Annotated in this window: 15 protein-coding genes; 5 read left to right on the top strand and 10 right to left on the bottom strand. The window is 60.0% G+C overall.

All coding sequences use genetic code 11. From position 1 onward, the window contains the following. Nucleotides 1-173 precede the first annotated feature (173 nt). The 3 genes from D5261_RS28885 to D5261_RS28875 all read left to right on the top strand — a co-directional run bounded on the left by D5261_RS28885 (nt 174) and on the right by D5261_RS28875 (nt 4699). Nucleotides 174-2981 carry a GH92 family glycosyl hydrolase gene (locus D5261_RS28885; RefSeq protein WP_119323008.1) on the top strand — a complete coding sequence of 936 codons (2808 nt, stop codon included), beginning with the start codon at nt 174-176 and terminating at the stop codon, nt 2979-2981. Nucleotides 2982-3145: 164 nt separating this feature from the next. After that, complete coding sequence (locus D5261_RS28880) at nt 3146-4129, top strand: hypothetical protein (RefSeq protein ID WP_119323009.1); 984 nt, start codon at nt 3146-3148, stop codon at nt 4127-4129. An 84-nt stretch (nt 4130-4213) separates the two neighbouring features. Further along, entirely contained in the window at nt 4214-4699 is a 486-nt protein-coding gene (locus D5261_RS28875) for a hypothetical protein (protein ID WP_119323010.1), read from the top strand. A gap of 12 nt (nt 4700-4711) precedes the next feature. Here the strand turns inward: D5261_RS28875 and D5261_RS28870 are convergent, their stop codons facing one another. Together D5261_RS28870 and D5261_RS28865 are read right to left on the bottom strand one after the other, a co-directional pair. Continuing rightward, nucleotides 4712-5104: a hypothetical protein gene (locus D5261_RS28870; RefSeq protein ID WP_119323011.1), complete on the bottom strand. Its 393-nt coding sequence runs from the start codon at nt 5102-5104 to the stop codon at nt 4712-4714. 190 nt (nt 5105-5294) lie between these two features. Then, nucleotides 5295-5906 (bottom strand): DUF6714 family protein, encoded by a 612-nt coding sequence (locus D5261_RS28865; protein WP_125206140.1) that lies wholly within the window; start codon nt 5904-5906, stop codon nt 5295-5297. 126 nt (nt 5907-6032) lie between these two features. Between D5261_RS28865 and D5261_RS28860 the strand changes: the two genes are divergently transcribed. Then, nucleotides 6033-6404, top strand: coding sequence for a hypothetical protein (locus D5261_RS28860; protein ID WP_125206141.1), 372 nt, complete (start codon nt 6033-6035; stop codon nt 6402-6404). Nucleotides 6405-6781: 377 nt separating this feature from the next. Here the strand turns inward: D5261_RS28860 and D5261_RS28855 are convergent, their stop codons facing one another. From D5261_RS28855 to D5261_RS28840, 4 genes are all read right to left on the bottom strand, one after another. Beyond that, nucleotides 6782-7663: a glycosyltransferase family 2 protein gene (locus D5261_RS28855; protein WP_119323014.1), complete on the bottom strand. Its 882-nt coding sequence runs from the start codon at nt 7661-7663 to the stop codon at nt 6782-6784. A gap of 34 nt (nt 7664-7697) precedes the next feature. Then, complete coding sequence (locus D5261_RS28850; RefSeq protein ID WP_119323015.1) at nt 7698-8945, bottom strand: glycosyltransferase; 1248 nt, start codon at nt 8943-8945, stop codon at nt 7698-7700. A 122-nt stretch (nt 8946-9067) separates the two neighbouring features. Continuing rightward, complete coding sequence (locus D5261_RS28845) at nt 9068-10522, bottom strand: alpha-amylase family glycosyl hydrolase (protein WP_119323016.1); 1455 nt, start codon at nt 10520-10522, stop codon at nt 9068-9070. A gap of 68 nt (nt 10523-10590) precedes the next feature. After that, complete coding sequence (locus D5261_RS28840) at nt 10591-11454, bottom strand: DUF1559 family PulG-like putative transporter (protein ID WP_176587333.1); 864 nt, start codon at nt 11452-11454, stop codon at nt 10591-10593. Nucleotides 11455-11717: 263 nt separating this feature from the next. On the opposite strand from D5261_RS28840, the gene D5261_RS28835 reads away from it, so the two are divergent. After that, nucleotides 11718-12863, top strand: a complete 1146-nt coding sequence (locus tag D5261_RS28835) for a GntR family transcriptional regulator (protein ID WP_165864406.1) — start codon at nt 11718-11720, stop codon at nt 12861-12863. Between the two features lie 6 nt (nt 12864-12869). Here the strand turns inward: D5261_RS28835 and D5261_RS28830 are convergent, their stop codons facing one another. The 4 genes from D5261_RS28830 to D5261_RS28815 all read right to left on the bottom strand — a co-directional run bounded on the left by D5261_RS28830 (nt 12870) and on the right by D5261_RS28815 (nt 15631). After that, complete coding sequence (locus tag D5261_RS28830) at nt 12870-13499, bottom strand: hypothetical protein (RefSeq protein ID WP_125206142.1); 630 nt, start codon at nt 13497-13499, stop codon at nt 12870-12872. Further along, complete coding sequence (locus tag D5261_RS28825) at nt 13496-14488, bottom strand: hypothetical protein (protein WP_119323020.1); 993 nt, start codon at nt 14486-14488, stop codon at nt 13496-13498. Before D5261_RS28825 ends, D5261_RS28830 begins: the two co-directional genes overlap by 4 nt. A gap of 18 nt (nt 14489-14506) precedes the next feature. Next, on the bottom strand, nt 14507-15046 hold the full coding sequence (locus tag D5261_RS28820) for a hypothetical protein (RefSeq protein WP_119323021.1): 540 nt from the start codon (nt 15044-15046) through the stop codon (nt 14507-14509). A 153-nt stretch (nt 15047-15199) separates the two neighbouring features. Then, nucleotides 15200-15631, bottom strand: coding sequence for a carbohydrate-binding protein (locus D5261_RS28815; protein ID WP_301002571.1), 432 nt, complete (start codon nt 15629-15631; stop codon nt 15200-15202). Nucleotides 15632-15651: the final 20 nt, after the last annotated feature.

Here is a 15651-nt window from a genome sequence, read left to right as displayed (position 1 = left end):
GGCCGCGCGCAGAGAAGGGAGAAGAGAAATCTTGGGCGTTATAGGTCACATAAAGACACACTGCGTCACAAATGCCTTCTTGATCTTTTTCCTTGTTTGTCGTATCCTAAGAGTATCTCCGCCGTTTTGAACCGATATGTCGGCTTACGCTCTTTTTGCGCCAAAGGAATCTGATGAAGCACTCTCACCTCATTCGGCATCGCCTTGCACAGGCTCTGATCGTTTCGGCGCTCGTGTCGCCATTCGCCGCATCCTCCGCGCGGGCGGCCGCGACGCTGACGCCGCTCCAGAGCGCGGACCCGATGGTCGGGACCGACGGCCATGGGCACACTTATCCCGGCGCGACGGTCCCCTTCGGCATGGTGCAGCTGAGCCCGGACACGCGCACCGAATCGTGGGACGGCTGTTCGGGATACCACTATTCCGACAGTACGATCCAGGGCTTTAGCCACACGCACCTGACAGGCACCGGCTGCGGCGATCTGGGCGACATCATGCTGATGCCCACGGTCGGCGACGTTCACTTTGACCTGGGTACGCCCGGGAACGGGTACATCTCGCGCTTCTCGCACGCCAGGGAGACGGCGAGCCCTGGCGACTACAAAGTCTTTCTGGAAGATCCGAAGGTCGCCGTGGAGCTGACCGCCACCAATCGCTGCGGTTTCCATAAGTATACGTTCCCGCGGACGGACAGCGCGCACATCGTGCTGGACCTCGCGCACGGCATCGGCAACAACCCGTATGACGGCGGGATCACGATCGAGAACAATCGCACGATCTCAGGCTACAAGAAGACAAACGGCTGGTCGAGCAACCGGTCCATCTTCTTCGTCATGGAGTTCTCCAAGCCCTTCTCCACCGTGGCGCTCGCGCAGGACGACCAGCGTTTCGCGGAAGGCAGCACGACGGCCAAGGGGAACCACCTGAAGGCCGTGGTGAACTACGCGACCAGGGCCGGCGAGTCCGTGCTGGTGAAGGTCGGTATTTCGGGAACGAGCATCGAAGGGGCGCGCAAGAACCTCGCCGCCGAGATCCCGGGCTTCGATTTCGACGCCACCCGCACCGCCGCGCAGCAGATGTGGAGCAAATCCCTCGGCGCCGTGCAGATCGACACGCCGGATCCGCATATCCGCCGGACATTCTACTCCAACCTCTATCTGTCGCACCTCGCGCCGATCCTCTTCAACGATGTCGACGGCGCTTATATGGGCATGGACCATAAAGTCCACACCGGGGGCGGCTTTCAGAACTACACCGAGTTCTCGATGTGGGACACCTACCGCGCCGAGCACCCCCTGCTGACCATTGTCGAGCCGAACCGCGTCAATGACATGGTGAGCACGATGCTCGCCGAGTACAATGAGAATGGTCTGCATTCCACGCCGATCTGGCCGCTCTGGGGCGGCGAGACCTTCTGCATGATCGGCTACCACTCGGTTCCCGTGATTGTGGACGCCTATTTCAAGGGCTTCAAAGGCTTCGATCCCGAACAGGCGTATCAGGCGATGCGCGACACCGCGATGCAGGACCGCAGCGGTCTCGCCACCTACAAGACGCTGGGCTATGTGGCTTCGCAGCCTGGCGAGCAGGCAACCTCCAAGACGCTGGAATATTCGTTCGATGACTGGTGCCTCGCCCGAATGGCGAAGGCGCTGGGGCATGATGACGACGCTCAGATGTTCCTGACGCGCGCGGCCAGCTACCGCAATCAGTTCGATTCGCGCATCCAGTTTATGCGCGGCCGCAAGGCCGACGGCTCCTGGCGCGCGCACTTTGTGGACAACGGTCTGGTCGGCGACGAGTACACGGAAGCCGACGCCTGGCAGTATGCGTTCGCCGCGCAGCAGGACGTGCCCGGCATGATCCAGCTTTACGGCGGCGACGCCGGGTTTATCCGTAAGATGGACGCCATGTTCGCCGCCAGCTCCAAGATCAACACCGGTATCCCCGACATCACGGGCCGGATCGGGCAGTTCGCGCAGGGCGACGAGCAGTGCCACCACGTTTCGTATCTGTACGACTACGCCGGCGCGCCCTGGAAGACACAGGCGCGTGTCCGTGAGGTCATGAGCAAGTTCTACGACGACAGCCCCGCCGGACAGTGCGGCAACGACGACTGCGGGCAGATGTCCGCCTGGTATGTCTTCAGCGCCATCGGCTTCTATCCGGTCAACCCGGCGAGCGGCGTTTACGTGCTCGGCAGCCCGGTTGTCAGCAAGGCGACGATCCACCTGGACAAAAGCCTCGGCGGCCGAACGTTCACGCTGATCGCCGCGAACAACTCGCCGAAGAATATCTATATCCAGTCCGCCACGCTCAACGGCAAGCCGATGGCCCGCGCCTGGTTCACGCACAAAGATCTGCTCGCCGGCGGCGTCCTGCGCCTGACTATGGGGCCGAAGCCGAACACGATGTGGGGCAAGCCCGTTGCCGCGCGCCCGCCGCTTAGCATGCCCGCGAGCTACCAGTACGCGGCGCTGCCCGCGCCTTCCGAGCCTGATAAGTTGGTCACGTTCACCGTCCCGATCCGTGTCGCCGCCGGCTCCGATGAAAACATCGGCGACTTCATGGCCGATCCGAACATCAAGGACGGCGGCATCAGCTCCAACGGCGCGGCGATTGACACCAGCGTCCCGAACGCCGCCCCCGCCGGCGTCTACCAGGGCGAGCGCTACGCCGACGACCTGACCTACGCCTACGCCGTCCCGGTCGGCAAGACATACACCGTCCGCCTGCACTTCGCCGAGCTCTTCGACTCCGACCCCGGCATGCGCATCGAGAACATCCAGATCAATGGCAAACCCGCTCTCACCGACTTCGAGATCCTCAAAGCCGCAGGCGGTATGAACAAAGCCATCGTCAAAGAGTTCTCCGGCATCACCCCCGGCCCTGACGGCAAGATCCGTATTCGCGTCTCCGCCGCCCCCGGCAGCCCCGACCAGAACGCCAAACTCAGCGGCCTGGAGATCCTGCCCGGGTAACCACGCAGCCAAAACGCCCGACGCAAAACAGCCCGGACAGATGGATCTGTCCGGGCTGTTTTCTCGTCTTCCGCCTTATGCCAAAAAGCGCTTGACATTCCGCGCCGGAGCGCATATGATGAAGGCCGCTCGCTCTGCAAATTCTGGTCTTAAGGTGTGATGGGATGTCGCTCAAACGCAAAGCGCTAATCACTCTCGCGGCCGGCGCCGCCGGTATCGCCGTCTTTGTCGTTCTGTGGAGCCTGCCGTACCGCGAGGTTCTCCCGAAGGGCGTGGAGCACACCGACGACCCCCGGCGCCCCGCTCAATATGCGTCTGCGGTTCCCGATAACAATCCGCCGCGCGATTTCGCGATTTTCGGTCAGCCGTCGGAGATCACGCTCAAACCGACGGACACCAAGCCGGCGATCAAGACCGTGAGCATGCAAATTGACGCTCTGCGCGGCCTGGCGGGACCCATCCAGCTGGCGGCGCGAACTCGGCGCGGCGACGGCTCCGCCGCGCCGCTGCCGGCGGGTTTCTCGATGAAATTCCCAACGCGACGGCTCATTCTGACAAAAGACCGGCCCGTCTTCGTCAACGCCCAGCTATCGGCGAACGCAGCCGCCCTGCGCTGTCCCGGAACATTTGTGGTGAGCCTTATCGCGACCACGGGAAAGATCGCTCACGCCAGCAATCTGGAAGTCACGATCCCACCGGTCGTTTTGACCCGCGATTGCCGTCTCTCCCTCGATCCGGAAGCGATCATGACGGAGCATAGCGGCGTTTACGATGTCCATGTGACGATGAAGCCAGCGCCGGGCTTTACCGGCGCGCTGAAGCTCGGAGTCTGCGCCAGCTCCGTCGACAATATCCTCACGCCCAGCGCCACGCACAAGTACATGCGCTGCCAATTTACATCGAATGAGATCACGGCGGCGCACCCCAGCAGCACGCTCCATGTGACCGTTCCTCTGGGCATACCCGATGGAGTTGACTATCAATTCGCTGTCACCGGCTCCGTGCAGGGAAAAGTTGTTCTGCGGCAGCCGTTCACGATCACCGTGACCATGGACGAGAACGCCGTCGTTACGGACAACATGCGTCTCGTGGAACATCATCCGCCGCTATTCTCCAAAGAATGGTGGGTACAGTGGACAGGACGGTAGGAGCCAATCAAGAGGCCGCCCGGCAACTTTTGACACTAATCTACTTCAATCCATTATTGTGTTTACGAACTGACTCGGATCTTAATGAAGCGATTATTAAAGTATGTGCTCGGTTTTCTTATCGGCGCCGTCGGCGCGCTCGCGGCGACTTTTCTCTTTGGCTGCTATTTTATCGGCGATGACGGCTTCTTTTTCGTGATACTGAGCATGCCTCTCACTGCGCTCATTGGCGGAGCTATTGGAGCCGTCTCCTCAGGCCGCGTTTATTGGTCTAACCGCGCGCTTCTTCGTCTCGGCGTCTTCACGCTGATCGGCGCCATATTGGGCGCTGCTCTTTGGGTGCTGATTCCCAGCCAATCGACGGATCCCAAAATGCTGGCAATTTGGCTTACGCCAGGCCGGATGCTCCAGCAAGCGCCGTTCGGTCTGGTGTTCGGCGTCGCAATCGGCGCCGCCGTTGGGCAAATTGCTGTCGCGATTTGGGGAGCGAATATCCCACAAACAACGATCCATATTGGCGCGAACGCCGACGACGGAATATGGCCGCCCGCGCCGACACGGAGAAGCTGACAGCCTCTCGCCTTACATGGGGCGCACATGCACATTTCGCAACATGGATTCGTGAGCGCACGCCGCCATATCATCAACTTCTTGGCTCGGCAGATCGTCACGTAAGTAAATATCGTCTTCTCGCACCTCGAACAATTCAGCCAATTCGGGCGTTTCTATCACCCACTGCCTCACCATTTTGCTGAAATCACTCTCCTGAGGAATTCTCATTTTCCCAAACCGATCCTTTTTATGACCACGTCTATCCCATGACAAACATATGACAACCGCGTGCGCTGCGGAATTCACGCGTTCATCGCCCCATCTGCCTATTGCAGACAAAACAACATCTGGGAAATACCGATCTTCATCGGGGAGACGCCAATCCTCACAATAAGCAATTAAGTCGATGATTATCTGTTTCATGTTTTATAAAGGACAGCTGCCCTCTCTCGCTTAATAATGATCCCAAGAAAATCAATAATTTCATGTACCGTATTCAGGAGTTTGACCTAATGCGCGACATCTTCACACAAATATGGTGAGGAAGATTTGACAAAGCGAGTATAGCGCTCCCCTTCGCCTTCTGCTCTTGCCCAATCATATCGTCACTGCCTTAAGAACTGGAATTCTCCAGGACTGCCGCCCTGGCGAGCCAGTACTCAATCACCGGGAGTAGTTTTTGCCGCTCGTACTCGTAATATCTGGCATGATCCGGGCTCCGTTGCTTCTTGTCGTCAATCAATAACTCGCCGTATTTTAAGAAGGCGGCAACGACAGCGCATTGCTCGGCGCTCAGCAGGCGAAATCGGCGCTCAATGTGGTCGCTGAGATGTTCCGAACGGCCGGGGTTAAGCGTGAAACTGCCAACGCTTTCCATTTTGACGGCGGTGATAAGGTATGCTGGCAGAAAGTAACGCCATGCCTCGGCAGTACAGAAACACATGTCGGTCTCAAGCGGGTTCGCGCGGCCCCGAGGCGGCTTCCGTACTGGGATGAGATCACGCCAATTTTTGCCGGTGAAGTGCGCGATGACATCATTGTAGTCGTCGTCCATCTGCGTACGCTCGCCCAGGTGTTCGTCGCTGGGGTAGGGAACATCGGCGAACGCCGACTCGATTCGCGCCCGCAGCGCCTTCGCCTCCTTTTTCAAGTCATTTGTCATTCTGTCTTCCCGCTCCGCCGCACATGTATGGCCCGCAAATACTGAGTTGATGCTTAGGTCCATGCATTATATCCGAATATTCACGCAGACCTCACGCCTTTCTCACGTTCGTCTCACCATCGCGGTGTATTCTGTCTCCAACACAACGACGGGGAGGGGCGCGACATGGGGTTGATGGAGCGGCGGAAGATGAAGGAGTTGCAGGATGTGACGTTTCCGGAGCGGACGGCGGAGCTGGCGGAGATCTGCGGCGGCGGGGCGATCGCTTATGAGGTGGATTGGGCCAGTTTTGAGAATGATCTGGACGGATTGACCTTTCTCGACAATCTTTCCTGCCATCGGACGAACATGGCGCTGAGGGTTATCTGCGCGGACGAACTGGGTAAAGAAGCGGTACGCGCCAAGTTGGCGCGGATTTTGCTTAAGAACGTTACAAACAAGTCGGAGATGCATATTGCGTTCGCGGAGGGCATGCTGGAAATGCGCTGCGCGTACGCGTTGCGCACGGACGGCATGTTTTCCGACGGTGAGATCCGGGGCGTCCTGCTGGCGGGACTTTAAAAAAGGAATGAACCTTTTTTAAGGTTCCGCGAAATAAATACCGATCGTTCCGGAACTCTTTCGCGGAGCGGTTGGTTATAGATATGAACAGGGACGGGAGCGGCGGAGCCGCTCGGTATTGACAAGGTAATGGATTGATTTTTGGACGGACGGCTGGGGGAACCTCGGTCGTTTGGCGGGAGATGATGACGATGGGTGACAATTTATTCGAAAGTATTACGGTCGCGGGCTCGATTATACTCGGAGCGGGACTTGCGCTCCTCATTTTGGGACTGTCCATTGGACATTATATCAGTCTGATGTTCGGTTAATTGAAATTTTTTGAAGGCGCCTGACCCGACGAGGGGACAGGCGCTTTTTTCATGAGTCGGGGTTTGTTACCCGGTGACGAGGCTCTTGAGGGCATGCAGCGGGGAGACGCGTAAGGCGAGGCCGAGGGCGAGGCGCGAGGTGGGGGCGTCGCCGCATTGGCGGTAAAACTGAAACGCCTGGGTTAGCTGATTGGCGTAGTAGCCGCGCACGTGGCGCAGGAGCGCGTTGCGCTCGTCATCGGAAGGGCGGCCGGGCGCGTCGGCCCGCATATAACGGGCGGTGAGCGGCGCAATGTGAAAGTACGATCGGTAAAGCAGATTTGGATCCGGCCGTTCGGGAAGCCGGTAGAGTACGAGCTGCTCCGGGGCGGCCGCGCAGGTGAAGCCGGCGAGCAGCACACGGCAGAAGTAGTCCAGGTCTTGTCCGCGCAGCAGCGTAGCGTCGAATTCGCCGACGGCCGCGATCACCTCGCGATGGATGAGGATCGCGGAGGGAGTGATGCTGTCGCGAAGAAACGAGGCGCACGTCATCGGCTCCGTCGCAATATCCGGACCGCTCCAGCGCCGCAGGGGCGTCATTTCGTGATCGCAGACCGTGGCGGCGGTATAGAGGAAGCGGGCGTCCGGATGCTCCCCCGCCAGCGCCTGGCAGCGCGCGATTTTATTGGGGAGCCAGATGTCGTCGTCGTCCAAAAAGGCGATCCACTCGCCGGTCGAGGCGCGCATCGCCGCATTGCGGGCCGTCGACGAGCCGCGCTCCATGCAGGAAAGACGATGGACTTCCGGGTAGTCGGCGGCGAGCATTTCGAGGGTGCCGTCCGTCGAGCCGTTATCGACGACGATTGTTTCGAAATGGACGCCGGGGGCATTCTGGTCGCGGACGCTGTCGAGCGCCTGGCGCAGCATGTCCTTTCGGTTGCGCGTGGGGATGATGACGCTGATCTTCACGGTTTGCGTTCTCCTGTCGGCGGCGTGCTTCGACTCAGTCGGAAAGGGCCGAGCGCCAAACTCGGGCCATTTTCGGATGCGCCTGCTCCGCCATCAGGCAGCGTTCGTAAAGTCGCTCCATATCGGCGACCATGCGGGAGGCGGTGAACTTCTCCAGGACGCGCTTGCGTCCGTCTTCGCCGTGCCGGCGCGCCAGTTCCGGTCGGCGCACATATTCCAGCGCGGATTTGGCCATCGCGGCCGGATCGGCGGCGGGGACCAGCATACCGGTGACGCCGTCGGAAATCACTTCGGAAACGCCGCCGACATCGGTGGCGACTACCGGCGTCTTCATCGCCATCGCTTCGGCGAGGACCAGGCCAAAGGGCTCGAACAGCGACGCCAGCACAAAGACATCCATCGCCGCCAGACAGCGCGCAATATCGGTGCGGCGTCCGGTGAAGTGAACGCGGTCCGCGATCCCCAGGTCTTCGGCCAGCATCCGGTACTTCGGAAGCTCCTGTCCGTCGCCGACCACCAGAAAATGCGCGCCGGCTTCGGAGTCTGAGACGAGCCGCGCCATACGAAGGAAATCCTCCACACCCTTCTGCTCCTCCATTCGGCCGACCAGTCCGATCACCGGCCCATCCTTGGGAAGTCCGAGCGCATGGCGCGCCAGCATGGAGTTGATATCCGGGTCGAACCCTTCACATTCGATGGCGTGCGGAATGACCCGGATCCGCTTCGGGCTGCGCCCCGCCATTGCGATCTGCGATGCGCGGCTGCTCTGGGAGGAAGTCGTATAGGCGGTGACAAAGACGCGGTCGAACACGCGGCTGAGCGCGCTTTTCAGCGCGCTCAGGGGCTGAAGCAGCGAGCCGTGGATGGTGACAACCACCGCGCGCACACCCGCGAGGGCGGCGGCGAGCGCGATGGAGCGGGCGCCGGCGCCGCCGAGCACCTGCGCGTGAACCGCTTCCGCGCCTTGCGCGCGCAGCAGGCGCGCGAGGCGCAGTATGGCGGAGGGGCTGGAGCTGGATGAAAAGGGAGTGAGGTAATCGGTGCGAATCACATCGACGCCGCATTCCTCGACATCGGCGACAAAGGGGTCGATCGCCGAGACATCCGAGCAGATCAGAACGGGGTCGAAGCGGGAGCGGTCCAGACCGGAGATGAGCATGTCGAGCCAGCGCTCAACCCCGCCCAGAGCATAACTCTCCGTGACGAACGCGATGCGTCGCCGGCGTCCAGAGGCGTCGAGCGACGCTCGATGAGGGACTGCGATATGATCGACATCAAGCATAAGGATCTGGTAGACGCGCTTGCGAAGAAAAACGAATCAACTCTACGTTCTGTTGGTTGAAGGCTCATTTTCATCATACCACGTCTACCAAGAAACTAAGAGCATGGACGCTTACGAGATATTTATTTTATTTCCGAGCGCGCGCGTTCCTTATTGGGTTTTCCCGAGCGCATGTCACCGATTCCGTGAGCCGCGCGGCGGCGAAAGATTGCGAATCCCTTCGCTCCCAGGGAGATCTTGGACGGGGCAGGGACGCTCGCCATAGCGGGGGATTTCCCCAGCGGAACGCGCGTCCAACCCGCGCCGTCCGGCGCATCCACCCGGCCGCTGGCCGGTTTGGAGGAAAGGTTGATCTCGACCAGGAATTCCGCGTCTCCGTCCAACCGCTCGTAGGTAACGACCTGCGAAGGAATGGAATTGGACAGCCATTTCATTCTTCCCCGCGTGAACGCGGGATTAACCCTGCGCAACGCGATCGCTTGATGATAGAAGGCCGGGAAGCGCGAATCGCCGCTTGCCCAGTCGATGGGCGCATGCGGATTGACCTCGCCCGCCGCGTTGCCGATCTCCATGCCGTTATAGATCAGCGGAACGCCGGTATTGGTGAGGTTGAACGCCGCCGCCGCCAACGCGCCGTCCGGAGTTCCGCCGTAGGCGGCGACATCACGGATGGTGTCCCAGTTGTCCTGCAGCGAAAGGTGCTTCATCTGGGCCGGAAATTCATCCGTCTGTTTTTGCCAGACCTTTTGCACGTTTGCGGCGTCGCCCCCGTCTTTGGAAGCATCCACTAACGCATCATGCAGCCACCAGCCGTAATCGAGTGTGAAGGGATTCATCCCCAGCTCCGCATCCTCGCTTTCTCCAAGCAGCAGAACATCCGGCTTTAGCGCGCGCAGCGCGCGGCCCGTCTCTCTCCAGAAATCGGCCGAAATCATACGCCCAGGTCCGCCCGGATTGCTCGCCGAATCGTATCGGAAGCCGTCGACATGGTAGCGCGTGAGCCAGAACTTCTGCATATCGATCATGTATTCGTGCAGACCAGAACTCGCGTAGTTGAGCTGCGCCACATCGGTATAGTTGAACGCCTGCTTGATCGTGGCGGGGTTCTTCAAGTCGCCATCGCTGTGAACGTAAAACTCCGGATGCTCCGTAATCAGCGGGCTGTCCCAGGATGTATGGTTCAGAACCTCATCCAAAATCACTTTGAGCCCTAATTTGTGCGCCCTCGACACCAATTTTTGAAAATCGGCCTCGGTTCCATAACTGGGATTTAAGGAGTAATAATCGTGGACGCAATAAGAGCTGTCCACCGTGGGATGTCCGGGGATCGACTTTCCAGGCGTGGTGACGGGCATCAGCCAGATGACGGAGACGCCGAGTTTTTTCAGCCGGGGCAGTTGCGCGGTGACGCCGTTGAAATCGCCATGTGAGGAAAAGATGCGCGGGAAGACACAGTAAACGACCGATTCCGCCGGCCAGGGCGGCGTATCCGTCGCGGCGTTTGCGGGAAATGTCAGACAGGCGGCGGTCGTCAGCGCTAGCAGCGCGGTCGCCGCGCTCCGAAACCGTCGATTCATAAATTCAGTAAACTTTCCGGCGATATGGGCGCTCGCGGCGGTATCGCCGCGAGCGCATGGAAGAGAATCTAGTTGATATTGAACGTGGCGGCAATTGTGCCGTCCGCGCAATCTACGGTAGAAGCGGTATTCCCGGGAGTTCCGCAGTCGCCGGAAACGCCGTTAGGATATCCCCCGGACACATGCGCGCCGAGGAAGAACTTAGCGTGTCCATCGGCCATGCAGTAGTTGGAGCCGCCAGTGTGACGTCCCGTTACGCCGGTGAAGTCGGCCTTGCCGGCGGCAGATGGATCGGAATTGCGAAGATAGCCGGTTGCGTACTTAACATTGTCGGCTGTAGCTGTTGTAGAAAAGTGGGTGTTGTAGCCGACCATGTCCCACTGACCGCCAAGTCCGCATCCAGCCATCGAGCCGCCGTAAATATTATTATCGCTGTTCATACCATCCGCGCCCGGCGAAGTGGTGACGGTGATATCATAATAGCCGCTCTGAGTCACTTCGAAAAGCAGAACCGTCTTGGCCGGTGAGGTGAATCCCGCGAGGCTACGGCCATCCGGCGGGCCGCCTTGTGTATAGACAGCGCAGTTCCGGTTGTATCCGTAAGAACTAGGACGCCCCTTCTGCGATTGCGGGGAGGATTCGTCAGGACACTTGAAAACTCCTGCGCTCTTGACATAAGGATAGATCTGCCAAGCCCATCCTGATCCCAGGCCGTTAACCTCGGTGCCGTCGGCGCATTTCTCATCATTGTCTTGCGAATACTGCATGGTGCCGAGCGCCAACTGCTTCATGTTCGACAAGCACGCAATAGCGCGCGCCTTCTCCCTTGCCTGGGCAAAGACTGGGAAGAGGATTGCGGCGAGAATCGCAATGATGGCAATAACTACGAGCAGTTCGATCAGCGTGAAACCTTTTTGGAATGTCTTTTTCAACGGTTCTCTCCTTCGATGATTACGAAAATGGTCCATATGGTATATCTGGGCCTATTTGATCGTATTATAACATGGACCTTGGGAGCTGTCAAGAACTTTTCCTAAGGGATTTTTTGCGATTTTCTAGACTGTCGGCTCGATCCTGGAAAGAATAACTTGGTATTGACAATTTGGACCATTTGAGTTAGTATATTCCTGGAAGTGGTACGGCGTCCGTATCCATGCCGCGCGAATCGTCATATCAATCACTTATTGGACCACTTATGAGAGCAACAGCTGAATTGGCCGAGTCCGCCGTGGCGGCGATTATCGAGGAAAGAATCAAGACCGGAATTTACGTTCCTGGCGGGCGGATGCCGGCCGAGCGAGCCCTGGCGGAAGAGTTCGGCGTCAGCCGACGCTTTGCTCGCATGGCGTACGCCCGGCTGATCGAACAGGGGTTATTGGAGAAGTCTCATTACCGAACGCCATTCGTGGCGTTTCCGACCAAGGGGATTTCCGTGGAGCGCGGGATAGAAGCGCCCGTCGCCGAGCCGTCCCGGGCGGTCCAGACGATCGCGGCTCTGCTGCCGTCCAATCCCGTGTTTCCCGGCGGTCTATCCATTGTCTCAGGAATCCATAAAGTGCTCGCGGATACGGAAAGCCCGCACCGTTTGACTTTTCTGGACACGTTTCATAAGGATCGGCCGGAAGTGCTGCGCCGCGAGGCGCAGGCGGTTCAGTCGGCGCTGGAGAGCGGTGTGGTCGGCCTGATCTGGTGGACGTACTGCGGCGACGACGCCATTCAGGAGATCGTGCGCGAGTACCCCCACACGCCGATCGTTTTTATCGACCGTTACCCGCAGGGGATGCACTGTGACTTTGTGGGGATCGACGACGTCGAAAGCTCGCGTATGGCGGTGGACTATTTGATCGATATGGGGCATACCCGCATCGCCCATCTGATGGATCCCGGCAACTACTCGACGATCCTCGAACGCGCGCAGGGGTACCGGGCGGCGCACCAAGCGCGCGGCCTGCCGGTGGCGGAGGAGCTGATCGTGCATCTGGACTGGGACGAGCGCCGGATGGAGCGAGCCTTTGAACATCTCTATTCGCAGCCGGACCCGCCCACGGCGCTCTTCACGAGCAACGACTTCATCGCGCATGAGTTCATACAGGTCGCCGAAGCGAACGGAGTTCGCGTGACCGAAGACCTGAGCGTCGTCGGCCATGGCAACATCGACCGTTACACCCCGCGCGGCTTCCTGACCAGCGTCGAGCAGCCGTTTGAAATGATCGGCCGCGCCGCCGCCAAACTCATGCTCCGCCGTCTCGAAGCCGGTCCCGATGCGCCCCGAAGCTACCAGCAGGTCATTCTGCCCGCCCCCTTGGTGATGCGGACTTCCTGCCGCAGCCTCATTCCGTAATCCCTGCTATGGGGTTTGGCGCGCCACGGACACGGTCGCTTCCTTGCTTGAGAGCAATTGCGCCTCCGCCGGCGTGACATTGAGAGACAGCACCGACGCTGGGGTTGTGGGCGTGATGGTATCGGGCTTGATCTTGAGCGCAGAGACACGGACGATCTGGATATTGGGAATGGTCGTGGCGGTATGGCCGGCCGGCTCCGCCGGTTCGGGCTTTTCGACGATCAGCGTCACCCGATCGCCGGCTTGGAGCGTATCGCCCATCGTCATTGTCGGCGTGGCCGCCAGCCCGACAACGACACGCGCAGGCGCCGTCACGGCATTCGGCTTTCCAGGTCGAGTAGACCCATATAACGCCACCGCTCCGGCGACGAGCAATGCGATCAGGCAAAATGCGCCCAAATACGAACGGGGCCGCTGTGCTTTGGCCTCCGGGATTGGAAGTTTTAGCGCGGGCGGCGCTGGAGGGGCGACGGGCGGCTTGGAAGCGGCGGACTCGCGCGCCATGGCCGCGATGCGAAAGCCGAGCCAGAGCACGAAGAACGCCGTCATCGCCACAGTCCACCGGCGCTCGGCGGGAGCGCTCGCATGGGCGCTGGAAACCATCGAAGGCGTCTCAGGCAAATCCGGTCGTTTCATTCCGGTTTCTTCGCCTCATACGCCGCTTTCAAGGGAAAGCCGCCATAAACAAATCCCCCGTAGTCGTCCCACAGAACCCGCTCCTCCGCGTTGTTCGCCGGCGCCGCCAAATGGACGGCCTCCAGCAGCGCCCAGCGGTGCAGGTCGAACGCGGTTTTGACGGCTTCGCCATAGACAATGGCGGCGTTCAGCATTCCATGGTAGCAGAGCCACGACACGCCGAGGCTGATCAGGACAAACCAGGTCAGGATGGACGCGGCGTGCGCCGCGGCCAGATAGACGGCCGAGGTCGCCGCGAACAGGAACGACGAGACGCACAGCACCAGCATGAAATCCAGAAACATGCGCGCGTCCTCCAGCCCCGCCGCCGCCGGATCCGGAAGCACCGAGGCCAGCCGCGACCAGAGCACCACCGCGTTCATATTGTAATGCACGCGCGGATACGCCTCGGCGGCGCGCAGGATATTCCCAAGACGGGTCGGCATCACCTGGGACTCATCGGGAGGAAATCGCAGGATCTTTTCCTCCAGGATCCTTCCCAGTTCTTCCTTGTATACCTTCTCCTTGTCCTTGGCGTCCGGGCGATCCTTAAGCGGTCCCAGGCGGAGGTGGGCGATTTCCGCCTCCAGCCGCGTTTGTTCGTGCGCGAGATACCGAAACAAGCGCTGGTAATAGCGGCGGCGCCATTGGTGAAACGCGCTCAAAAGCGGCGTCTGCTCTGTGTAGCCTTCGAACAAACGCAGCATGCCGCCTTTCGTCAAGCTAAACAGAACGGCGACAAACGCCGTCCAGATCACCCCGGCGACGATGAGCGCGCCCTGAAGGATCGGGGAGAATTTGTTCCAAATGTCGATGGCGCGGCGAAAATCGTGTGTCGCTCCATAGAGAAACAAGCAGGCGCCGAACAAGACCACGCTGGGCAGAAACGCCGCGAGCATCCAGCGCCGGTCGAAATATCCTCCGACCGTCTGAAGGATCGTGGTGAACATAATCTCCGGCTCCGTTTCTTAGACGAGGACTTTCCCGTCGTTTGGGCAGGTTGGGGGAGAAGAGGGATCGTAGGTCGCCACGACGACCGAGTAATCATTATTGGGACAGGTGAAGACGCGGATGATGGGATCGGGCTGACCGCCCAGGCTGTCCAGGCTTGGCGTCAGAAAATCTTCTCGGTGGCCGTGAATGTTTTTCGCGGGAGCGATTCCAAGCGGCGTGTCGCCGTCCATGGCCACGATTCCCGGCGCGGAGGGATTTTGCCCCAGCATCAGCGCGAGCGCCCGGCGGTCCTTCCAGACCGGAGAAGAGATGTCCGCGACCGGCATGGGGCCGAAATGGTTTTGCCGGAGCATTTCGGACAGATGTCGCGCCGGATACTGCGCGAGGTGCGCGCGCGAGACAATGGCGACCGCGTGTCCGGTGCGGCCGCGCACGATTGCGAAGTCGGCGCGTCCGTGGACCATGGCGCGCGCCGCTTCGTCGGTCTGCTCGTTTTCCGGCAGCACGATATGATCGTTCGTCAATAAATCCAGCCCGTTGAAATCTTCGGACATCGTCACGTTCCTTTCTTGTCTTGATGGCAGGACGCCGTGGGATCGAAAGGGACGCGGAAACGTCCGGGAAGTACGGAGACGGGATCCCGTTACCGGAAAATTTTAACAGTGAATGGGGCGATTGTCAAGAATTTCTCGTCTCGCAAACGTGGCTTACGGATGTGTGAACGTCATCGAGTCCAGATTATATCCTCCGGTATCCTCGACGAATTTGAGCACGCTGCGGCCAGCCTGCAGATGGACGGAGGCGTGGACCAGCGTCCACGTGTCCCAGCCGCCCGTGGCGGGCGCGGTCATCGGTCCCGTGAGGTTGGCTCCGCTCCCATCCTCCACGTGAAACACGCCGCCTGCTTCCCCAGATGAGACGCGCACATTGAGGTCGTAAGCGCCCGCCGCCGCCACTGTGACGGTATATTTTAGCCACTGGCCCGGGCGAGTATAGCCGACATCGAAGCGGCGCCCGTCGCCGAACGGCTCCACATCGACCGCTTCGTCTTCCCGGTAGCCCTGGCCGGTATCGACGCCATCCGTGTCGTGATAGGAGACGCCTTCGCCGCCGTTGTCGTAGTCCTCCGATTCGATCACGCCGGGAATGGCGGACGGCG

The sequence above is a fragment of the Capsulimonas corticalis genome (assembly GCF_003574315.2).
GTDB lineage: Bacteria > Armatimonadota > Armatimonadia > Armatimonadales > Capsulimonadaceae > Capsulimonas > Capsulimonas corticalis.
Note: the sequence above shows the minus strand (reverse complement) of the source record. Positions and strands in the feature narration are given on the sequence as shown.